This is a genomic window from Scytonema sp. NUACC21, from assembly GCF_054684315.1.
Genome location: NZ_BAAFZH010000067.1, coordinates 23,694 through 47,248, shown reverse-complemented (window position 1 = coordinate 47,248; position 23,555 = coordinate 23,694). Strand labels below are relative to the sequence as shown.

At 43.5% G+C, this 23,555-nt stretch carries 15 protein-coding genes and 2 pseudogenes; 7 read left to right on the top strand and 10 right to left on the bottom strand.

The annotated features are described in order from the left end of the window. Nucleotides 1-36 precede the first annotated feature (36 nt). The 7 genes from rplT to ACYRY3_RS11855 all read right to left on the bottom strand — a co-directional run bounded on the left by rplT (nt 37) and on the right by ACYRY3_RS11855 (nt 12,275). On the bottom strand, nt 37-393 hold the full coding sequence (rplT, locus tag ACYRY3_RS11885; RefSeq protein WP_460201877.1) for a 50S ribosomal protein L20: 357 nt from the start codon (nt 391-393) through the stop codon (nt 37-39). Between the two features lie 20 nt (nt 394-413). Further along, nucleotides 414-611 carry a 50S ribosomal protein L35 gene (gene rpmI / locus ACYRY3_RS11880; RefSeq protein ID WP_460201876.1) on the bottom strand — a complete coding sequence of 66 codons (198 nt, stop codon included), beginning with the start codon at nt 609-611 and terminating at the stop codon, nt 414-416. Between the two features lie 211 nt (nt 612-822). Beyond that, nucleotides 823-1,569 carry a hypothetical protein gene (locus ACYRY3_RS11875; RefSeq protein WP_460201875.1) on the bottom strand — a complete coding sequence of 249 codons (747 nt, stop codon included), beginning with the start codon at nt 1,567-1,569 and terminating at the stop codon, nt 823-825. Nucleotides 1,570-1,628: 59 nt separating this feature from the next. Beyond that, nucleotides 1,629-3,974, bottom strand: coding sequence for an ATP-dependent helicase (locus ACYRY3_RS11870; RefSeq protein ID WP_460201912.1), 2,346 nt, complete (start codon nt 3,972-3,974; stop codon nt 1,629-1,631). A 136-nt stretch (nt 3,975-4,110) separates the two neighbouring features. Then, complete coding sequence (locus ACYRY3_RS11865; protein ID WP_460201874.1) at nt 4,111-7,809, bottom strand: PAS domain S-box protein; 3,699 nt, start codon at nt 7,807-7,809, stop codon at nt 4,111-4,113. A 370-nt stretch (nt 7,810-8,179) separates the two neighbouring features. Further along, the gene (locus ACYRY3_RS11860) at nt 8,180-11,044 is read right to left on the bottom strand and encodes a HEAT repeat domain-containing protein (RefSeq protein WP_460201873.1); all 2,865 of its coding nucleotides are present in this window, start codon (nt 11,042-11,044) and stop codon (nt 8,180-8,182) included. A 358-nt stretch (nt 11,045-11,402) separates the two neighbouring features. Further along, nucleotides 11,403-12,275: a lysophospholipid acyltransferase family protein gene (locus ACYRY3_RS11855; protein ID WP_460201872.1), complete on the bottom strand. Its 873-nt coding sequence runs from the start codon at nt 12,273-12,275 to the stop codon at nt 11,403-11,405. A gap of 409 nt (nt 12,276-12,684) precedes the next feature. Between ACYRY3_RS11855 and ACYRY3_RS11850 the strand changes: the two are divergent. Then, nucleotides 12,685-12,882 (top strand): annotated as a pseudogene (locus ACYRY3_RS11850) (iron uptake porin); the annotation flags it as partial. Here ACYRY3_RS11850 and ACYRY3_RS11845 read toward each other — a convergent pair. Next, a pseudogene (locus ACYRY3_RS11845) lies at nt 12,841-13,275 on the bottom strand (SGNH/GDSL hydrolase family protein); the annotation flags it as partial. The pseudogenes ACYRY3_RS11850 and ACYRY3_RS11845 overlap by 42 nt on opposite strands. 341 nt (nt 13,276-13,616) lie before the next feature. Here ACYRY3_RS11845 and ACYRY3_RS11840 point away from each other — a divergent pair. From ACYRY3_RS11840 to ACYRY3_RS11815, 6 genes are all read left to right on the top strand, one after another. Continuing rightward, entirely contained in the window at nt 13,617-13,757 is a 141-nt protein-coding gene (locus ACYRY3_RS11840; RefSeq protein WP_460201871.1) for a hypothetical protein, read from the top strand. A 295-nt stretch (nt 13,758-14,052) separates the two neighbouring features. Further along, a complete protein-coding gene (locus ACYRY3_RS11835; RefSeq protein ID WP_460201870.1) occupies nt 14,053-16,938 on the top strand; it encodes a glycerol-3-phosphate acyltransferase in 2,886 nt (961 codons plus the stop codon). Continuing rightward, nucleotides 16,935-17,279, top strand: coding sequence for a cupin domain-containing protein (locus ACYRY3_RS11830; RefSeq protein ID WP_460201869.1), 345 nt, complete (start codon nt 16,935-16,937; stop codon nt 17,277-17,279). The genes ACYRY3_RS11835 and ACYRY3_RS11830 overlap by 4 nt, the downstream gene beginning before the upstream one ends. Before the next feature lie 400 nt (nt 17,280-17,679). After that, nucleotides 17,680-18,585, top strand: a complete 906-nt coding sequence (locus tag ACYRY3_RS11825; protein WP_460201868.1) for a lipid kinase — start codon at nt 17,680-17,682, stop codon at nt 18,583-18,585. A 169-nt stretch (nt 18,586-18,754) separates the two neighbouring features. Further along, entirely contained in the window at nt 18,755-19,360 is a 606-nt protein-coding gene (locus ACYRY3_RS11820) for an exopolysaccharide biosynthesis protein (protein ID WP_460201866.1), read from the top strand. A 120-nt stretch (nt 19,361-19,480) separates the two neighbouring features. Next, on the top strand, nt 19,481-19,630 hold the full coding sequence (locus ACYRY3_RS11815) for an NACHT C-terminal alpha/beta 1 domain-containing protein (RefSeq protein WP_460201865.1): 150 nt from the start codon (nt 19,481-19,483) through the stop codon (nt 19,628-19,630). A gap of 33 nt (nt 19,631-19,663) precedes the next feature. On the opposite strand, the gene ACYRY3_RS11810 is transcribed toward ACYRY3_RS11815, so the two are convergent. Next, complete coding sequence (locus ACYRY3_RS11810; protein WP_460201864.1) at nt 19,664-20,566, bottom strand: flagellar assembly protein H; 903 nt, start codon at nt 20,564-20,566, stop codon at nt 19,664-19,666. Nucleotides 20,567-20,679: 113 nt separating this feature from the next. After that, nucleotides 20,680-23,553, bottom strand: coding sequence for a 3-dehydroquinate synthase (gene aroB, locus ACYRY3_RS11805; RefSeq protein WP_460201863.1), 2,874 nt, complete (start codon nt 23,551-23,553; stop codon nt 20,680-20,682). Nucleotides 23,554-23,555 lie beyond the last annotated feature (2 nt).

Below are 23,555 nucleotides of genomic sequence, written 5' to 3'. Positions count from 1 at the left end.
AAATCTGTTACGTCCGTTACACATCACCTGCCACCGTTATCCTTGGGCTTGACTTGCCAATTCAGCAACTTTGCTAAAGCTAGCTGGGTCGAGGACTGCCAACTGTGCCAACATTTTGCGGTTGAGTTGGATATCAGCTTTTTTCAGATTGCCCATTAACTTGCTGTAGCTCATACCGTGTGCGCGTGCAGCAGCGTTAATCCGGGTAATCCACAGGCGACGGAAATCGCGTTTGCGCTTTTTGCGATCGCGATAGGCGTTCCGAAGGGCTTTCATTACCCGCTGATTGGCAGTTCTAAACAGAGTTGAGTGAGAACCGCGAAAACCTTTAGCCAGTTTGAGAATTTTATTGCGGCGTTTGCGAGCAACGTTACCGCGTTTTACCCTTGTCATGTCTTATATTCCTGAATCTATTACAAATATGGAAGCATCAAGCGCACATTTTCTTCATCGCGCTCGTTAACAACTGCCATTTTAGACAGTTTGTTCTTTTTGTTAGAACTTTTGTGCTCTAAGAGGTGGTTTTTGAAAGCTTTACGGCGGACGATTTTGCCACTACCTGTGGCACGAAATCTTTTCGCCGCCGCTTTACGGGTTTTTAGTTTAGGCATGGGTTGGCGTTAATTAGACACAATCCATAATTATAAACTAAGAAAATCAAAACGAACTGCCAATTTGATTCTTATGGAGCTGCCGATTTGATTCTACAAGTGGGATGGGCGTCCCCCCCGTCTATTTCCCAGCTTTTTCACCCATTATTTCAATAAACTACACCGTTTTACGTCGTTTTACTAAGTTTCACGCATCTCCCGTTCCATCGATTCAGCTTCTGGTAGTTGCGCTGACTTTAGGATCTAAAACAATTTGCGCTCCCGAATCGTTAACATGGTAAGTCCAAGATTGCGTGCCAACTGCTACAACCACTTCCCACCCCTTGATAGGGTTAAATTCTTTGGTGCAAATTTCACCAAACTTGAACTCACAAGGATTTCCAAAGGTTTTTTGCGTAGCTTGGGTAACTTTTAAGTTAGCAATTGGGACTTTGGAACGTTTTGAAGCATCACGTAAAATAGAATTTTCAATCGCTTTTGGTAATGTATTTCCTTGAGAATTGCTTACTTTTGGATCTAAAACGATTTGCGAGCCAGATTTATCAACATGATAAGTCCAAGAATCATTCCGTACCTGTACGTTGACTTCCCAACCTTCAATAGGCTTGAATTCTCTAGTACAAACTTCCCCAAACTTGAAAATACAGGGATTGCCGAAGGTTTTTGATGTAACTTTAGTAATCTGTAAATCCCGAATCTGTAGGTTAGAACGTTTGGATGCATCGCGCAAAATTGCATTGGCAATGCGTTTTGGTAGTGTCTTTGCCTGGGGGTTGGAGTTTTCAGCCTGAGCTATGTTACTACCCCGGCTTGCTGGTTGTGCGATCGCAAAGGCAGAAGAAATATTCACCAGCCCATAGGAAAGCAAACTCGTTAACACCAGTGACAAAACAACACCTTTAGGAAGTTTACAGACAGCATAAATCAGAGGAAATTGCTTATTAACTGTGAATCTCATATTAACAATAGCCTATTTAAATCGCAGAATTTCACATAATAAAACAGACGGTTTTAGTGCTATATTGTTGCCATTGGGACTACACTATTGCGAAACTGGCGCTTTAATGCTGAAAAGACAGGACAAGGAGCTTGGTCTTGTAAATTTTCAGGTTTGCTCCAAGTAAATGGGGCTTTCTGTGCTGCAGACATCCATAGCAGTCGCTTTGCCCTTGTCATGGCAACATAAAGCAAACGATACTCTTCGGCAATTTTTAAGTATTTAGCCTGTTCCCAAGCGGTAGTCACACTGGGTAAAGTAGAGTCATCGTGGAGAGCGGCACGAATTTGAGCGCGGGCGACCTCTGATAGAGTAAAGTTTCCGAGAAACTGACTTTGCGGGGGAACCCAAAATCTACCGGGAATCAAATTTTCGTGTAGAAAAGGTATAAAAACGCAGTCCCAATCTAACCCTTTTGCTTTGTGCATGGTGATAATTGTCAGTTGACCCCGACGGGTGTAACGCGCTTCTGAATCTTCTGTTTCCACAGGTTCAAACCTTTCGGAACTAACGATTTCACTTAATACGTTGAGCATCATACCCATTGAAGTATGACCGGCTATTTGTTGGTTGATTCTTTCTGCTAATTTGTCAGCTGTTGCCAGTTCTGCTTGGTCGTAATCAAGTGCCAAAGCCAGAAAAGAAATCAGATGGTACAAAGGCAGTTCCAAACGGGCGCGAAGTAAACTTCGACACAGATGGGCTGCTTTTTGCACGGGTTCTAATTGGGGAGGGGCTAAAGGACCGGGATACAAAAATTCTTCCGGTTGAGTTGCAAGAGCATTGAGGTCTTGTGTTTCAATCAATCGCCTTTGTACAAACACTTCTAATGCTGCTTTCAGGTAATCTGGGGAATGAGGGCGATCGCAAAATTGCAGCAATGCCAAAATTTCTTCTGGGACATGGGAGTGGCGTTCCTGTTCGCCGACATCGTAAAGGGGAATTTTATGCAGTTTGCACGTAGGAGCTAATGCCTCTGCCAGCCATCGTCCCTGACGGTTTTCCCGTACTAAAATTGCTGCGCTGGTATTAGTTGGGTCTTGAGCAAATAACTCTACAATCCTTGCAGATAACAATTCAACTGTGTGATGAATATCGCGGGGAGTCTGAAGTTCTAGTCCCCCTCCTACTGGTTTGGGATTGGCATCTGGTTGTGGGTCGCCAAAATTGACAGGTCGAATTATTTGATGGCGGAAAGGTAATTGTCCTTGGTTATCCGTCCTTTGTCCAGTGTCATTTGTCACACGTCCTCCATCGTTATCAACGGAGGAATGACTATTCACCCATTGCATGACAAAATTAGCAGCTTCAATGATGATTCTGGTACTGCGACCTGCTTGATTCATTGTTGCCAGTCGGTTTTGCAGGTTACACTCTTCACAAAATTGCCGAAAATAAATCGGATCGGCTGGGGTAAAGGTGGAATTAATCGCTTGGTTGGGGTCACCAACACGGATGAGATTGGGTAGTTGGTTGGGATGATTGGGGTCAACGGCAAGTATTGTGAGTAGTTGAGTTTGCAAAGGGCTGGAATCTTGCGCTTCATCTTCAAAAACTGCAAAAACTTGGTTTTGCTCAATTTTACGAGCCTTCTCGTTTTCTAGAACGCGCAAGGCGGCTAGAATCATATCATCGTAATCAATAAAGTCACGAGAAGTCATCAAATTTTGATATTGCTCGTACAACCCAGCAGCAATGCTTAAAATCCCATATTCATCCGGTGTTTGTTGGCTTAAAGTACGTAAATGTTCCGGTAATAGACCAGAACTTTTTGCCTCATGAATCGCGGTCGTCGCCAAATCCGGTAGCACTTCTGTTCGCAATACGGATTGACGCCGCAGTCTTTCTGTTTCTTCTCCGTCAAACTGTATACCTTCCAAAAGACGGGAATATCGTCCCGGATGATTGGAAATCCACTGTTCTACAGCAGTACGGATAAATCGGTGACTCTGGTTCGGTGTAATTAAAGTAACGTTTTCTAATTGCAAACCTGACAAATCGGGATAGCGGCTGGCAATGTTTAATGCGAGACCGTGTAATGTATGTACCACAAAGCCCGTTTGAGGTAAGGATAGTTCTTCCCGTAAGTATTGACGGATTTTAGCTTTAATATTTGCAGCAGCCGAACGAGTAAAGGTCACCACAATCAATTGACTGCGGGATCGCTTGCGTGAGGAGGCAGCACGTTCGTATTGACGGGCGATGGCAATTGCGGCAGCAGCTGCCATACCTGTTGATTTACCAGCACCAGGAACCGCCGAAACAGCTAATGGACCCGATAGCCAGTCAGCCATTTGCTGTTGACCGGGACGCAAGCTATTACGAATGCGTGTTATGGCTGTCTCCCGTAACGAAGACACTGGCATTTCAGCATATATTTCTGTAGGATTGGATTCTTGAGGCACTGTATCTGTAAATTAAAGGTCTTAGTAATAAGAGTTGAGATTGGAAATTGTTAGTAGTTAGTCGTTAGTGGTTAGTAGTTAGTAGTTAGTAGAACAACTATCCACTATCGACTATCCATATCTGAATACCTGTTAGCTTTGTCACACTTTCTTGCTCGCTGCGATCGGAAGAAACTTCCGGCTCGACAGCGTTTAACGGTAGCCGGATGGTGAACGTTGCCCCTAAATTCTGTCCCGGACTAACTGCTTGAACGGTTCCTCCATGCAGTTCAGTTAAATGGCGAACTATTGCCAACCCCAATCCCAGCCCGCCGAATCGTCGTGTCGTTGTGCCATCTTCTTGCCGGAAGTATTCAAAAACATGGGGCAAGAACTCTGGGCTGATACCAATTCCCGTGTCTTTGACTTGAATTTGAGCATAAGTACCAACCTGCTCCAGTTGCACCTCGACTCGTCCCCCATTTGGGGTAAACTTTACAGCATTGGAGAAGAGGTTCCAGACAATCTGTTGTATGCGGTTTGTATCCCCTAAAACGGTTCCCAAAACTGGGTTGAGTGTGGTGTGAATTTGAATACTTTTAACTTCTGCTGCCAGTCGTACTGTTTCTTTGGCTGCTTGAATCGTTGCAGCTAGATTAACTGGAACGACGTTTAACGTCATTTTCCCTTGCAAGATGCGGGAGACATCCAACAAGTCCTCAATCAGTTGCGCTTGTAGCTTGGCGTTACGCTCGATCGTTTCCAGAGCTTGCTCAACTTTTGTGGTGTCTAGCCGCTTACTTCGGAGCATTTTTGTCCAGCCCAGAATTGGATTGAGGGGCGATCGCAATTCATGGGACAGTACAGCAAGAAATTCGTCTTTTACCCGGTTGGCAGATTCTGCTTTAGCGCGAGCCCGTTGAGCCACCCGGTACAACTGGGCATTCTCGATGGCCAAGGAAGCACGGTAAGCCAGTTCCTCTGCGAGCTGCAAATGGCTCCGGTCGTAACGTCGCTCAGTCTCAGCGAAAATAAAGGAAATGACGCCTATAATGTTGGCTTGGGTTCGTAATGGCACTGTCATTACAGATTTGAATCCAACCTGCCGCAAAATTTCTAAATGTTCTGGGTCTTGGGCTGCTTGTAAGAGCAACTCATCTGGAATATCCGCTAGCAAATCCGAGCGCCCTGTTCGCAATGTAAATGCAGCACCCCGAGGCTCGTCCGGATTGAGAGGATATTTACGTCGGATCTGGTCTGCCCATTGGAGTTTGGCAGGATCGGTGTGAGCGACAGTAATCTGCTCGATAGAACCATCTTCTTCAACCATGTGAATAGTACACCAGTCTGCTAATTCCGGTACTGTCAGCTGTGCCACTCTCTCCAGAGTTGTTTGATAGTCCAGTGACGAAGCAAGAACAGCACTTGTCTCAGAAAGAAAGCGTTGGGCATGCTCCAATCGTACTCGTTCGGTGACGTCTATAACATAGACTAAAACCCCTTCCACCTCATGGCTTGGGTTGGTCGTCGGAAGATAGTAAACGTTGTAGTAACCGGGACGGCGATCGTCGCGTCCTGGCACATTAACCCCAAAGTTGGGTGAAATGAAAGGATTACCTGTGGTGTAAATCTGGTGAAAGACTTCAACTAGCTTGGGATCGGATTGACCAAAAAGTTCTGGAATTGAATATCTTAAATGTTGCTCTCGGGTTAATCCATTGATTTCTGCTAATGCTTCATTAATGGCGATAAATCTTTGCTCCGTATCCAGCCATGCAATACCAACGGGAGAGGTTTCAAAAATAGTTGCCAATTGGCGCTGCGCGGCTTCTACTTGAGTACGAGCAATTCGTTCTCGCTCTAGCAATTGTTCTCGTTCTTGTTCAGCTTGCTTACGCTCTGTGATGTCAATAACAGCACCGATGGAGCGTTTGGCATTTCCTCCAGAATCGTAGGTAAACTTTCCTCTCGCTTCCACCCAATGGACTGAGCCATCTGACCAACGCATCCGATATTCGTGGTGGTACTCCTTCTTTTCAAGCATGGCTTGTTGAAGTTTCACTTCGGTTTGCGCTAAATCCTCAGGATGAACGCGGCTTGCCCACACTTCATAGCTCGGTTTACATTCATAGGGTTGCAAACCCAGTACACTGTAGTGTCCTTCCGACCATAGCAATGCACCAGTTTGCACATCCCAGTCCCAGGTTCCCATACGCCCAACCTTGACTGCTAGTTGCAGGTGAGCCTCACTTTCTCTCAATGATTCTTCTGCTCGCGTGCGCTCTACGGCTAACCAGGTTTGCTCGGCAATTCGCTCCATCAACGCCACTTCCTCTTCTGTCCAATGCCGAGGAGAGACATGGTGCAACACAAACAATGCCACAAATTGTTCTTCTTTGACTAAAGGAACGCACAGGAGAGATTTTGTCTGAATGGCGTTAAAGGCAGCAACTCCAGAATCAGCAGTACGGGGATCGACATCAACATTATCCACGACGATTGTTTTGCCCTGCTTCAACTGGGCAATGATTTCAGGGCCAAAGGAATTCATGTGATGTTTACCTACAACGCTGATAGTGCCATCGCAGAAGTCGCGATCGACAATCACGTATTCCTGAGTGGGATCGATTTCACCATAGGTGCAGCGAGTGACCTTGAAGTGCTGCCCTGTTGCGCGAACCACCTGCCACATGACGGATTTTGGGTCTTTAATAGTGCGAATTGCATCATTCAATTCGATCAGAAATTGTTGCTGTCTCTCTTTCTGCTGGAGGTGTTTCAGTAGTTCCTCTCGCTCCGTTTCAATCTGTTTGCGCTCTGTCAGGTCTATTAAAAATCCGATTTCTAAACTGTCTGGTTCTCCGAGATAAGCAGTTCCAATTAAGACGGGGATACGAGTGCCGTCTTTACGAATGTATTCTTTTTCAAACGGTGTATGGCAGCCAAATTGTTTCATTTCTACCATTGCTTGCCGGTCTAAATGCCGAAACTCCGGTGGAGTAATCTCATGGAAGTTGACATCTCCAGATAAAACTTCTTCCCGCGTGTAACCTAAAATGTTTAGCCAAGCGTCGTTGACTTCTAAAATATAGCCTTGAGAATTGCTAACAATAATGCCAATCAGATTTGCATTGAATAAACCTCGCAGCTGCGATTCACTTTGCCGTAAGGCTTGCTCTACACGTTTGCTGTTGGTGACATCTTGGAAGATAACAACGGCTGCAACAATTTGCCCCTGGTTATCTAAAATCGGTGCTGAATTGATGTTGATGAAAATACAACTGCCATCATCCCGATGAATCTCCATTTCTTCGTTGGTCACGACCTCACCCATTTTCAGCGATCGCGCCAAGGGCATATTTAGATGAGTATAGGGTTGACCGTCAGAACGAAACGGAATGTATGAAACGAGGGGATCGTACTCGTTCAGTTCCAGTAATTGTTCGTAGGCGTAGCCAACAATCTGTTTGGCTTGTTCATTTGCTAGAACCAATCTGCCAGATGCAGCATCGGCAATCATGACACCTGCTGGCATCTGTCGTAAAACGGCTTCAAAGCGAGTGCGTTCGGTTTCCAATTCTTGCAGCAACCGCTCCCGTTCTGCAAGAGCTTGTTTGCCCCTTTCACCGGAATCGAGATGTCGTTCATTTCCAAAACTGCGGGCAACCTGTTCGATCACTTCCGAACGGGAAATTCCTCGCTTCTGAGCCTCCTCATTGAGCGATCGCCATGCTGTACTGGTAAGAGATAGGCTAACTCTTTGTTTCGTTTCTGAGCCCCAATTGCTAACAAACTTACCACTGGCATCGCGTTTCATGAAAATTCATCCGTATGCATACACGGTCTTTTCCATTCAATCCCACTGGCTCTCTAATAAGGATCTTCCTTAAGACTGAGGTTTTGGCTATGACCTTTACAAAGGACAACCACCACCAGTTAACTTTAGGGATGTCCAAGAAATAAATTATCCATCTTGTGGGACGGGCGTCCTCACCCGTTCTACATGAGTGGCTTTCTAGAAGCCTGCACCACAAGAGAAAGTTGGATATTTTTTTATCTGGAGCTCCCTTATTTGTAATGACCCACTGTTACAGCAGATTGCAACGCGGAGGAGGTACAGGTTGTTGTAAGAGACCAATGCCTTGCGCCCCTACCTATGTACTTCACTTACCTAAAATATGCTATAATTACAATTTTTCCAAGGATTCAATAGCACTCTTACGTACCCTCTCACTCTTATCTTTAAGCAGTTTCATTAGACCTCGCATCACTAACTCCGAGTCATTGCCGATTTTACCTAAGGCATCAGCAGCACCGGAGCGTACCTCAGAAGCCTCATCTGTGAGCAGTGTCACTAGACCTTGCACCACTGACTCGGAGCCATTACCGATGTTACCCAAGGCATAGGCAGCACCGGAGCAGACCCCAGAATCTTTATTTGTAAGCAGTGTCACTAGACTTTGCACCACTGACTCGGAGCCATTACCGATGTTACCCAAGGCATAGGCAGCACCAGAGCGTACCCAATCATCCGCATCCTCAAGCAATGCTAGTAGACCTTGCACCACTGACTCCGAGTCATTGCCGATGTTACCCAATGCATTGGCAGCATGGAAGCGTACCCCAGAATCTTTATCTGTAAGCAGTTCTAGTAGACCTTGCACCACTGACTCCGAGTTGTTGCCGATGTTGCCCAAGGCATAGGCAGTACCGGAGCGTACCCAATAATCCGTATGCTTAAGCAGTGTCAGTAGACGTTCCACTACTAGCTCTGAGTTTTTGCCGATCTTGCCCAAGGCATCGGTAGCACTGGAGCTTAGCAAAGAATTCTCCTCTTTGAGCAGTGTTACTAGACCTTCTACTACTGGCTTGGAGTCATTGCCGATGTTGCCCAAGGCATTAGCAGCACTGCGGCACACCCCAGAATCCTCATCTGTGAGCAGTGCCACTAGACTTTGCACCACTGACTCCGAGTCCTTGCCGATTTTACCCAACGCTTCGGCAGCACAGGAGCGTACCTCAGAATTCTCATTTTTGAGCAGTGTCACTAGACCTTTCACTACTGGCTCCGAGTCCTTGCCTATCTTGCCCAAGGCATTGGTAGCAATGAAACGGACCTCAAAATCCTCATCTTTCATTGCTCTCAAGAGAGCAGAAGCTGCAGATTTTGCTTTTAAACCAATCCCGTTTATGGTTTCAGCAGCATGTCGCCTATCTTCTACAAATGGAGAAGATAGATCTTCTGTTAAGCGATGAATGCGTTGTTTCAGTTGTTCTTCTTCAATAACTTCTAAATCCAGCCCCGCAAGTCTACCCAGCTCCTTCTCGACAAACCCTGGGACTTTGTTTTCCGAACCGTTAGCAAGACAGCCTTCTCTTATAGCTAGCAGAAACCCTTTAATTTTTTCAATCTCTTCTGGTCGTTTGCTTTCTGCTTTTTTCAGAAAATCCGACCATCTAGTTGTATCGTTTTTATAGTTTTCAACCAGATATAAACCAGCAAGATATTCAGCCACTGACTCGAGGACAAAGCGGATTGTGTCTCCCTCATTGCCAGACACAATGAGATGCAGTTCTTTTTCAAAGAATTCAATAGAATTTTCTGCTTTTTCTGTCTCTAAGCCAGCCACAATATCAACACGCTTTGCATAGCTGGGCTTATACTCTCGCTCCAAACATTTCCAAGCAATCCATTGGGCATCTTGTTTAAGAGTATGGTACTCCTTACGAGTGCGTCTTTTTACATCATTATTAAGTTTTTCTAAATGGTCAACGATCAAAGCGGGTATGTTATCGAGGGAGCGCACAGAAACAAATACATTCTCCTTAGCATTGATCATTCGTTCTGCATATAGCTTGGCTAACAAAACTGTAATCGTTTTCCTTTCACCTACAATGCGTTCAACCTTAGCACACTCTTGTAAAAATTCCCAAGGTGTTTCCTCATTTTCAAAGATCTGCCATTTTTGCCGTTTCTTTAAGTAATCCTTAATAAAAGAAACTAGCTCCTCTCCATCAAAACGAAGAGTTTTAATCTTATTGTCAATTCCTTTGATTTGTTTATCTTCTTCAATTCGAGACGTTATCACTAAAGCATTAGCGGGAAAGTCTCTGACAGCAGGTTTAATCTTTTTACGGGTTTCTTCACTCATCTCTGAGAGACGATCCACAATCACTATAATCCGGCGTTGACGGAGCAGTTGTTCAACTAATTCATCGGAAATCTGTTGTTCGCTGTCAATTGCATCTTGCAGTTCTCCCGCAAGTGCTTCCATCAAAGGTTTTTTACCTTCCCCAATTTCAAGGTCAAGTTCTTGCTCAATAAGAATTGGTAACATCAAATGTTCGCATAGGCGTTGGGATTTTTCTTCTTCCATTGCCCACTTAGCAATCTGACAAGCAAGGGTCGTTTTTCCCGAGCCGCCCTCTCCCCATATCAGCAGCCGTACTCGTCTTTGTTTAAAAGTTTCTCTTAAAGTTTCAACAGTGAGTTCATCAATTTCCCTATTATCTAACTGTACGGGGATAGAAACATAACATTTCCGCTCTGCGACAGTTTCACTCTTTTCAAAGTTCTTTGCAAAAGTAGCCATGTGCTTTTTCACCCAAGCATCCAGAATTTTAGGTCTATACTTTAACCAAAGTAAAATTGGAACGGGTAGTTTAAATTCTGGGATGCCTGGTACTAATTTAGGTATCTTTAATTCTGCAGGTAGCAACAACAACCATAATGGACGCAGCTTGAGAACTCCCAAGTAGATAAGTACAGTACCTGCAACAATTGCTGCGACTACTACTAAAGGCAGATCCTGCTTTTTCTGCTCATCCGATTTCTTCTCTTCCTCTTGTTTTGTCTGTTGAGTAGGTGGATTTGTCTGATTTCGGTTAGCAGATTGACTTGATTGGAGGTTAGACTGAACTAGAGTTTGAGCTTTAACTCGGTTTTCTTGCTTGGTAACTGAGAAAACCCAAATATAACTTGCCAACAATAAGTTAGATGAAGCACTCAAAAGTAAAACTTTTAGCAGCAATAAGAAAGGCAGTCTACGCATAAATCAGACTGTGCAGAGAAATTGATGGTAATCAAAATTATGCGTTTATTCTATCCTTTTGGGGATTTCATGTAAATTTGTGGTAATAAATTTATGTTACAATAAAATCCAATTTAAAGGTTTATGTTGATACTTGTTTTACTACATTTATACCAACTAAGCAGCAAAGCGCTACAGATAATTTCTAGGTAAGACAATACGGTTCAGTTACGATGAATTGTAGGTTGGGTCTCTCTGTGGCTTAACCCAACAAATAATTGATTTTGTTGGGTTTCGTTCCTCAACCCAACCTACGTTGGATGCTACTGTTTCTAGAGAGCGAAATTTTTCATCCTTTACCCTTCATCCTTTATACTTTTTAACTTACCAAACAGTCCAACTCTTGTTGCATTTGAGAGCGAACAATTTCATAACAAGCATCAATGTATTCGCGATCGCCAGCCGCTTCTACACCGTAGCGATCGAACACAATGGGAGGACAAATGCGGATGCGGACATTTGTAGGGATTGGGATATGAGGCAAAGGACCAAAAGCAACTCCCCAAGGTAATCCCAAATAAATAGGAAAGACTTCTGGATCGATGCCAAACAACCAAGGCATTCCCCATTTATGGAGTTGCTGCATAATGTCATAGCAATCAGCCAACACAAAAAACGTATCGTGAGCACCAGTTGAAATCACAGGTACTATAGGAACATTTTCTTGTAACGCTAGCTTAATAAACCCCTTACGCCCAGCCAAGCAGATTTGGTTACGCAAATAGTGTGGTCGAAAAACATCCTGTACTCCACCAGGATAGACGAGTACACTCGCTCCCGAACGCAAAGCAGCAATTGCCATTTTAGGATGAGCTACAACTGCTCCAATCTTTGCAGCCATATACCCCAGTTGTGGGGACACCTGCCATACTTTACGGTGCAAAAGACCGTAGACTGGTTTTTCCACACCATATCGTCGGAACCAGTCATACATAATCATAAACTGGTCGGGAGCTGAAAATCCCCCATTATGAGAACCGACAAATAAGACTTTTTGTTGAGTAGGAATGTTGTCCCAGCCACTTGTTTGGACGTGATAATAGTGGTAGTACAGCCATTCCCATACTGGCATGAAAAGTTGAATAAATTTTGGATCTCGTCGATCCAAAGACCATCCCAGTTTTGTTTTTTCGTTGTGTCCTTTCAATACATCAAGTAAATCTTTGCTAACGCTGCGGACTTCTTCTAGCATGGAAACGGGCTATTACCACAATAATATAGACTTTCTTAATATTGCACCTTTTCTTCTCTTTCGCCCATAAATAATCAAATGATGATATTTGTTTGAAATTAAGTTGCAATTTTCATCATTTTTCTATTATGGTTATCATTTCATGATATTATGCATTCATTTACTTAAACAATACGCCATTTATAACTCTTTTAAGCTCTCTTAAATGTTGAATTTATTTGCTCAAAAACTTGGTATATTCTCCTAAATCTTGTCTTATTGTTATTTTGATGTCGGCTCAGATGGTAAAACAGCCCTTGATTTTATGTTAGTATAAAACAAAACTTTATTACCTGGTAAATTCCCCTAGCAACGGTATGGGGATTTCCTGTTCCCTATTTCCTGTTAATTAGGTGTGAGAGAAAAGATTATGACAAAATTATTCTGGAACTTTCTAAGACTGAGTCCAGTTGTTTTTGCCACCACATTTTTTGCTACCAACAGCACCTTAGCTAGTGAAATTAACCAACGGCTAACATCTGTTGCTGAATTATCCGAAGGCATTAACATCGGTCAAGTCACATCTGTTTCCCAGTTTTCTGATGTACAACCTACAGACTGGGCATTCCCCCCAAGAGTTAGCGGAAGCATTGAGTACTTCCACCTGTTGGAAACTGTTGCCAACTGCTGATGGTAGAGAGTGACTCATCAAGCTGGAAATCGTCTTATCCTGGTCAGTCCACCAGCCACCATTGACTATAGAATCACCCAATAGCAGTACGCGTAGAGTAGAAGATGAAAGCGACTTTTGTATTGGCTCGCTTCGCATTGAATACTCATTAATTTCTATACGCTTTCCAAAGCGTTTGGTACGCTGATTCGGGGCTAGCAAGTAGCCTATCTCCTCATCCGCGATGTAGGTGAGGGGGTTAGCGAAACCAAAGAGCCATCGCAATCCTAACTCTAGAGCTACGAATAAGCCAACAACGACCCCCACACTGAGTAATAGCAAACCTTTCACCGCCAAATTCCCCCAAGTAAATTTTTGTAAACAAAGCTGGAAAGTTAAGAGTTCCAACTGCAACTAATTTTTTGGAAAATTTCCAAGTACGCTTTTGTATAAAAGTAGATGTCACATCTTTTGGTATAGGTAATTGTGGCGATGTCAACATTGCCAAACTTGAACAATAATGATAAAGAAAGTTTGCATTCCATGCTAACCTAAGGTCTAAAATCGAAACGGGCAGAGCAACACTGTCCGAATTTTAGCCCCGTGGACTCAAAGGAGCCAACTCCAATGGATAAGCGGGAAATAGAACTAGACAATTTTGACTGAGTTTTAAGGAGCAAGCCGATCGAGCTATGTCCGACTTAAATCGAGGAATCATGAAGTTTGAAGGCGCGGACTCCCCAAAATTAGTCACCATCTTCTCCGTGCTAATTTTGGGATCGATTTCTGCCCTTATTATTTGGGCACTCCAAGCCGCCTACGCAGTCCACTAATTCAATTAGGGGACGAGCTGAATTTAAAAGCCGAGTTATCCTAAACAGTCATTCCGGGCATAGCTTTACACCTGCTTGCAAGTGTTGTGTTCGGAAATGACTGACCGATTAGATGTTAACTATGGTATAAAATCTGACTGTGTATAAGTCAGTCAAATTAAGTCACTGGCAGAGATATTAAATATCACAGCCAAGTGTCTGTAATGATATGATAATCATATAATAATATAAGGAAAATTTTAGATTTCAGATTTTAGATTTTGGATTGAAAATAAATCTAAAATCAGAATCAAAAATGCTAGAACTCTGGGGTATTTTAACAATCTGCATTATCTGCCCCCTCCTGGGTGCGCTACCGCTTATTGCCTGGATTACCCAAGCTCTATCGAAGCGGAAGATAGCACAATTGGGAACAGGTAACATCGGTGTTTCAGCTGCCTTCTACCACGGTGGAACGCTGGTAGGAGTGCTGGCAGTTTTATCAGAAGCGTTGAAGGGGATTGCTGCCGTCTTACTTGCCCGTGCCGTTTTCAAAGATGGCTCGGCATGGGAATTGGTAGCTTTGATTGCCTTAGTATTAGGTCGATATGTAGCGGGCAGAGGAGCGGGTACGACCAACGTTGTTTGGGGATTCGCCGTACACGATCCCCTGGCAGCAACATTTGTATTTTTGCTAGCTAGCGCGAGTTTTACGATTGTGCGCTCCAGACAGTTGGCAAAATTTGGTGTTTTAATATTATTCCCACTGATTGTAGGGATTTTACATAGCGAAGATCCGCCCAAAATTGTAGCCGCAATTGCCCTAGCTGTTTTACTCGGTTGGATTTACAAACAAATGCCGGATGACTTGGACTTACCAGTTGAACAGGCACAACCAGAAACACAAACGGCGTTTAAATTTTTTCGTGGCGAACAAAATATTCTCACCTTAGATGATGATTTAGATGCTGCTTTTGTAGGACAAAAGGCAGCGCGATTATCAGAGGTTAAGCGATGGGGTTATCCAGTCCCAAAAGGATGGGTACTTGCTCCCTATGACAATCCCGAACCCTTGATAGAGTTGCTTCAGCCATCAGGTATATTTCCCTTGGTGGTACGTTCCTCGGCAATAGGAGAAGACTCAGAACTGGCTTCTGCTGCGGGTCAGTACGTAACAGTGTTGAATGTAACAACAAAAGAGGAATTACGCTCGGCAATCGCCACCTGTCAAGCTTCCTACGATAGTACATCAGCAGTACAATACCGAAGCGATCGCGGAGTCTACAACGGAGCAATGGCGGTTATTGTTCAACAACAAGTCCAAGGAGTGTTTTCCGGTGTTGCCTTTACCCGCGACCCCATTACCAAGCAAGGTGAAGCCGTTGTGATAGAAGCATTGCCAGGAAACGCAACACAGGTGGTATCCGGACGAGTTACGCCAGAGCAATATCGCGCTTATATTGTCGATACAGATAATTTCACTTCCATACAACTAGAGGGGAAAGGGAACATCCCACCCGCTTTAATCAAGCAAGTTGCATATTTATGTCGGCTTATAGAACAGCGTTATCATGGCGTTCCTCAAGACATAGAATGGACTTTTGATGGGCAAACTCTTTGGGTGTTGCAAGCACGTCCTATAACCACCCTACTACCTATTTGGACTCGTAAAATTGCAGCAGAAGTCATTCCCGGAGTGATTCGCCCCCTAACCTGGTCGATTAATCGCCCGTTAACTTGTGGTGTTTGGGGGGGAATTTTTGCTCTGGTGTTGGGTGAACGCTCTGTCGGGCTGGATTTCAACAAAACAGCAACCTTACACTACTCCAGAGCTTACTTTAATGCGTCCTTGTTGGGGGAAATTTTCCGACGTATGGGTTTACCTCCCGAAAGTCTGGAATTTTTAACTCGGGGAGCAAAAATGAGTAAGCCACCCTTGGATACCACTTTACGCAATTTACCCGGATTGTTGCGGATAGTTTGGCGGGAAATTTGTTTAAAAATGGATTTTCAATGGGACAATCGCAAGCGATTTGCTCCTGCTTTGTCTCAATTAAGCCAGGAATCTGTAGAAGACCTCGATCCGGTGAGGTTGGTCGCCAGAGTAGAGGAGATTTTGGAGTTACTTCGTCGTGCGACCTACTACAGTATAATGGCTCCATTGAGTGCGGCATTACGACAAGCTATCTTTCGGGTAAAGGATGGAGAATTAGATAACAGCAGGACTCCTGAGATAGCGGCGTTGCGATCGCTTCAGGAATTAGCAGCGAAAGCCCGCCAAGCTATACTTGAAGTTGACCCAGATAAAGTGTTTGAGCAATTAGAACAAACACCCGAAGGGCAAGAGATTTTGACAAAATTTCAGAATTTGCTTCACCGTTATGGTTATTTGAGTGAAGTAGGAACTGATATTGCTGTTCCCACCTGGAAGGAAGAACCATCAGCCCTCAAGCAGCTGTTCGTGCAGTTCATCCTCGCACCAGAACCACCTCAAACCAAACAACCTCAGAAAAAAAGAGGATTTGTACAAAGCCGCGTTCATTTAAAGGGACGAGTCACAGAGGTCTATTCCCAGCTTTTGGCTGAATTGCGCTGGTGCTTTGTTGCTTTAGAACAGGTTTGGCTAAAATCAGGCTTGCTTGAAGAACCAGGGGATATATTTTTCTTGGATTATGATGAGGTGCGACGTCTTGTTGAAGGTTTTGAACCAGATTTTGTGGATCAATTACACGACTTGGTGAAATTGAGACGAAACCATCTTGCAAATGATAGCCAGTTAGATCCAGTACCTTTGTTAGTTTACGGAAACGATCCCCCAGAATTCCCTTTCCGAACTGCGATCGCTTCTCCCGACCAAGTCCTGCAAGGCATTCCAGCCAGTCCTGGAAAAGCAGAAGGACGAGTCAAGGTGTTGCGAAATTTACAATCAGTTCCAGATGTAGATAAAGATACTATTCTGGTCGTACCATACACCGATTCTGGCTGGGCACCCTTGCTAGTAAGGGCTGGGGGATTAATTGCTGAAGCCGGTGGACGCCTCTCTCACGGAGCAATCATCGCTCGCGAGTATGGGATTCCCGCAATTATGGATGTTAAAAGCGCAACATGGGTCTTGCAAGATGGGCAGAGAGTAAGAATTGATGGGTATCAGGGTATCGTAGAAATATCTAACGATTTAAGACCCGAACAACAACCTGAATGAAACTCACTTCCCTCAACGACTTACCAGAAGAACCTGTTTCACACAATCCCGAAATTAAGAAAAAGGTGATGCTGCGCTTCGGCGACTTGCCTCACCTGACTAACTTTTCTCAATCTCGATTTGCCCCCGGACAAACAGCAAAAGCCCACGCGCACCAAGATATGTGTGAGGTATTCTTTGTTGAGTCCGGTTCTGGCACGATTCGCATCAATGACAAAGAGTATCCTCTAGCTCCAGGAAGTTGCGTAGCAGTTGAACCGGGAGAATATCATGAAGTTATTAATATTGGTTCTACTGAATTGGTATTAACCTACTTTGGATTGCGGGTAGAGAAAAGCTGATATTCTAGCAATCCTTTTTAAACTTATTGCCCGCCCAGAGAACTGCTGTAGCAATCCTAAATCATTTGTAAAATTCTCTCTTTTCCTGGCGCTCTTAGCGTCTTGGCAGTTAATAATTTTTACCCAGTCAAATAGAACTGCTATAGTTAAAAATACGTCAACTTAGTTATAAAGTAAATCCAAGCTTTCATAAAAATAAAATTCTTCCTTTACTTTACAAACTTTGTATCTTTTTTATTTATTCTTTTGGATTCGCAAAGATACAAGAAACATAAAAATATCTAATAATTCGAGCAAAGTTTATACATTATATTACAAATACAGTTATAACAGAAATTTTTAGCAGACTGTATATATAAGAGTTAAGTCCTTCAGCTTATCAATCGAGAAGCAACAGCCGATGAGACACCGCGCACTGCTGTTAGTCAATCGCCACGCCCGTCAAGGAGAAAAGCGCTTACCTGAAGCGATTCGCTGTCTTGAGCAATTGGGCATTGAATTGATACAAGAAACCACTGAACGCCCACAAGATATCCATGAAATCATCCTGCGCTATCGACATGAAGTTGATTTCATCATTGTTGGTGGTGGTGATGGTACCCTAAATGCGGCGGTAGACGCTTTGGTAGAAACTCAGTTACCTCTGGGAATTTTACCTTTAGGAACTGCAAATGACTTGGCTAGAACTTTGGGAATTCCCAATTCCATACCAGAAGCTTGCAGAATTATTGCCAAAGGTGAGGTAAGACATATAGATTTAGGCTTGGTCAACAGTAAGCACTTTTTTAATGTTGCAAGCTTGGGATTGAGTGTAAAAATTACCCAGAAATTGACTAAAAAAGCTAAGCGCCGTTGGGGAATATTTGCTTATGCTTTCGCTGCTTTACAAGTGATTTGGGAATCTCGACCTTTTAGCGCAGAACTGCGTGTCAACGGTCAATCATATCTGGTAAAAACGGTGCAAATTGCAGTGGGTAATGGTCGCTATTATGGCGGCGGGATGGCAGTTGTTCATGATGCCACAATTGATGACCAAAGATTGGACTTGTACAGTTTGGAAATTCGCCACTGGTGGCAAGTTATTCCTATTTTACCTACCATGCGGCAAGGGCGGCACGTTCATTGGCAGGGTGTTCGTTCCCTTTCAGGTCAGGAAATTGAAGTGTATACTCGCAAACCACGCCCTATTAATACTGATGGTGAAATTACAACTTATACCCCGGCTCACTTCCGTGTTATTCCCAAAGCTTTAGCTGTGATAGTTCCAATCGCAGAATCTAATGGCGTGGGCTTGAACAGTTACTAGCGATCGCTAATGACTAAGTGTAAATTATTGCATAATAGGCAAATAGATCGCTTATCATAGGCTAGGTTAGGATAGAAGAAACAGGATTTGTGTTTATAACCTGGTTGCAATTCTTCTATTAGTTAAGTAAAGCTGGGTATTGTGGAGACTCACATTCAACTCAAGCTCAATGCACCTCAAATTCTCTCAAGATATTAAGTCCTTGCTGCAGCGATTAGCAGAACAGCCACTTAGTCTGGGTGATATTTTGGCAGAAACTTCAGAACGAGGGCTTTGCCTGGTGATTGTATTATTAGTTTTGCCTTTCCTATTTCCCATACCGCCAGGATTAACTGGACCTTTTGGTGGCGCTAGCATGATATTATCAGTGCAGATGGTGTTTGGAAGGCGATCGCCTTGGCTCCCGAAAAAAATAGCCAAGTACAAAATCCCGCGTGCCTTTGTTGAGATACTCTTACAAAACCTGCAACGAGTGACCAGAGTGTTAGAAAAAATCACCCGTCCTCGCTTGGCAAAGATAGCAGAACATCCTTTAACTTGGAGATTTAATGGTCTTTGTATATCTTGGTTAACTATTTTACTGATTTCACCAGTTCCTCTAACCAACCCCATTCCCACAGTTGGGATATTACTTTTAGCAGTAGCCACTATAGAGTCTGATGGTTTGTTGATGTGGGTTGGCTATATTTTCACTGTTTTAACAACTTTATTCTTTGGATTTATTATTTACGCTTTGTGGATGGCTCCTAGTTTACTTCCTCAAATTTTGCGATAAAAAAACCCTCAGCCACAGACTGAGGGATGATAATTAGGGTGCATCTACCATCTCTATATCCCCCTCAACTCCCTGTTTTTCCGGAAAGAATCAAGAAGTTCCTTCAGAGTTGGTGAAGAATTGAGCGAAACAATTCTCAATGACCTAAGCAAATTTGATGGCGCGATTTGTGTTATCTGTGGCGATTGTAAAAATAACTCGCCACTGACCTTCTTCAGGTCAAGCCAGCCAACAGAGGATGTACTGGCTTGGATAAATAGCTTCATTTGATACTATCTTCTCAAAAAACGCATTTTTAGTTCTTTACACGGGCGGGCGTTGAAATCGTGCCAGTAGTTCTTCTCGGGACAACAGCAGTAGCGGAGTATACTCCTCAATTGGTAGCTCTAACAACAATGGAATGATATTAACTAGCTGTTTGTCTAATTCACCAAAGCGAACTTTAAGAAGGTTCTCCACTACTAAGCGTTGCCCTTGCTCGATTCCTTGCTCAATTCCTCGAAGCTCAGTTTGTTTTTCCCACTCTAAATATGCTTGTGATAATGTCATAATCAACCTCTGCTCTTCTTCACCAATTTCGCCACTTGCTTCTATATTAATCTTCCAAGTTGATAGCAACTTTAATGTTGCAGAGCGTCGCGGATCTTCAACAGGCAGAGCAATAACTTCTTCTATGGCTTGTTGTTGTGTCGCATCTCTACCCAAAATTCTCAGCCACAGAGTTTCTGGAGTTCGAGGTAACTCATTGATAGCAATTATTGCTGCCCTCAGAGCAGTGACCATCAAGTAAACTCCTTCTAGCCAAGTCTCATCTAAACACGCACCAAATGCACTTAAAAGGTTATCCGAGGCGGAGGGAGCAAGAATCCATAAATGAGGCAGCTCTGTTTCTCGAATCAGCGAACCTCCTCGTTTGGCTTGGCGTTGAAAATCAGCTTGTACCAAAAATAGCTTGAGTAAACAATTTCGTACTTGTGTGAATGAGGGTTGATTGCGGAAAGGTTCTAGCAAGCAAGGTGTGGTGGCAATCCTACCTAACAAACCCAAAGTTTGAGGATTGAGAGTTGGTTGTTGGGATGGGGCAAACCAAATATCAACAAATCTAGATTCCCCTGGGACTTCAAAATTTGGTTTCACTTCTCCGAATGGAGTTAGGAACTCTTCCAAGAATTGTTTGGAAAACTGGTCAAAGGGAGTTCTAGTCATGAGATAGTATAGCAGTACTATCCTTATTTACCACATACTATCTCCCAGTACAAGTATTCTTTTTGACCCTTACCTGTTTGTTCGTTTAACCCCTGGCTAAACCTGCGGGCTATTTATTCTGAAGGCATCATCCCTTGCAACACCTGCCGGATCGTATCCGAGGGGACTTCATCAGTGATTTGTACTACACCAATCTGGGTTGGCAAAATAAACCTGACTTTACCAGCTTTCACTTTCTTATCCAATTGCAAAGCATCAACAATCCCATCAACATTCAACCCTGGTGGAAGTTGAGTTGGTAAACCCGCTTTTTGAATCAGGGCATCTTGACGTTCTGTCTCTTCTTTCTGCCACATTCCCAGTGCCACTGCAATCTGCCCTGCTGCTACCATGCCAATGGCAACTGCTTCACCGTGATTCACAACACGGTAACCTGTCAAGCTTTCTACTGCATGACCGATTGTATGACCGTAGTTGAGAATTGCCCGCAGTCCGGCTTCTTTCTCATCTTTACTAACAACATCGGCTTTTGCTTGACAAGAACGTGTCAATATGGTGTCTATTAATTCTGGCTTGATGTAGCGCATTTGGTCAAGACGTTTGCTCTGTTCCATCTCGCCAAACAATTGAGCATCCCAAATAATACCGTATTTAATCACTTCTGCCATTCCAGCACGAAACTCCCGCACTGGCAAAGTTTTTAATACCTCCGGATCTATCAGAACCAAACGGGGTTGATGGAATGCACCAATCAAGTTCTTGCCTTGGGGATGATTTACACCAGTTTTGCCACCGATGGACGCATCTACCATTGCTAACAGAGTGGTTGGCACCTGTACAAAGTTAATTCCCCGCAGCCAAGTTGCTGCTGCAAAGCCAGTCATATCTCCAATGACACCGCCTCCCAATGCCACCATAGTTGACGAGCGTTCTATGCGATTTTCCAAAGCAGCATCATAGATTTTCTGCACCGAATTCAGGGTTTTGTAGCCCTTGGGTTTGCCTGTGGAACCAGAGGTATAAATCACATAAGCCAGGTTTTGATCTGTTAGATCACACAATACATTTTCCTGACTGTGTTGTGCAATAGCTTGCCCATCAGTATCTAAACAAACGATTTTTGCTTTGTGTTGCGACATTGCCTGCACGAGGGATGCTTGCGTCAACAACACTGATACTTGAGCGTTTTTTAGTATAAATGCCAATCGTTGTGGCGGGTAAGTTGGGTCTAGTGGAACGTATGCACCGCCTGCTTTCAGGATGGCTAAAAGTCCGATGACCATATCAAGCGATCGCTCCACACAAATCCCCACCAACACCTCTGGTTTCACTCCCAGATAACGCAAGTAATGGGCTAGTTGATTTGCTTTAGCGTTGAGTTCCCGGTAGGTTAACTGTTGGTCTTCAAACACCACTGCTATAGCATTAGGCGTGCGTTCTGCTTGAGCTTCAAACAGCTGATGAATACATTGATGTTGAGGATACTCAACTTTTGTATCATTCCATTCAACCATTAATTGGTGTCGCTCGGATTCTGTTAAGAAGGATAGCTCTGAAAGGCGTTGCTCTGGATTAGCGACAATAACCTCAAGCAAGTTCTGAAAATGTTTCACCATCCTAGTGATGGTAAGAGCCTCAAAAAGGTCGGTGCTGTATTCTACCAGCCCTGTCAGTCCTTGAGACGTTTCCAACAAGTTAAAACGCAACTCAAACTTAGCCGTCCCGTTGTCAAATACCAAAGGACTCACAGTTAGTCCTGAAAGTTCTAATGGTTCCACCTGTGCCAGCTGCAGATCGAATTTGACCTGATACAACGGTACCATATCGCTTAAATTTCGCTCTGGTTTCAAAATATCCACCAGTTTATCGAAGGGTATATCTTGATTGTCATAAGCCTTAAGAGTAACTTCACGTACTCGATTTAGCAACTGGCGAAAAGTCGGGTTTTCAGACAAGTTAGTGCGTAGTACTAAAGTGTTAATCAAAAAACCAATTAATCCTTCAGTTTCTACTCGATTGCGATTAGCAATATCAGTGCCAACGACAATATCATTTTGATGAGTATATTTATGTAATAAGACTTTAAATACTGTTAATAATAATGTAAATAATGTGACGCCTTCCTTCGCGCTCAAAGCCTTAAGTGCATCAGTGAGAGCTTTAGATAATTCAAAAGATTGTTTTGCACCTTTATATGTTGCAATAGCTGGTCGAGGTTTATCAGTGGGTAATTCCAAAACAGGAAGATTAGCAAGTTGTTGCTTCCAGTAATTCATCTGGGCTTCCAACACTTCTCCTTGCAGATATTGTTGCTGCCAAATTGCCCAGTCTGCATATTGAATTGGTAATTCAGGGAGGGGTGAAGACCTCTCATTAGAAAAAGCTTCGTAAAGGGCTTTCATTTCTCTAACAAATACCCCTAAAGACCAGCGGTCAGATATGATATGATGCATTGTTAACAACAAAACGTGCTCTGTCGCTGTCAACTTTAGGAGAGTGATTCGCAGTAACGGTTGAGTTAGTTCAAAAGGACATTGGGCTTGTGCAATTGCTAATCGCTCAACTTCCTGCTCTACATTAGATGCTTCCCTCAAATCCAGTATTGGTAGTGTAAATGGCTGAGGCGAAGCAATGACCTGAACTGGTTGTCCCTCTGAATTGGTTATAAAAGTTGTCCGCAAGGTTTCATGACGCCTGACAATTTCAGTAAATACCTTTTCTAGGAGTGTGACCTTAAGCTGACCTTTAAGACGCAAGGCGCTAAAAACATTATAAGCACCGTTATCAGGATTTAATTGCTGGAAAAACCACAGTCTTTGCTGAGCAAAAGATAAAGGTATATTGTCAGCGTATTTTCTTTTTAGAATGGATATTCTTGAGATTTCTGAAGTTTTGACATGGCTCAAACCACTTTGCTTGAGTAGCTTGTCAAATAGTGCCTTTTGCTCTGGAGAAAGAGCAGCAATCTCTAGATTGAAATCATTCATTA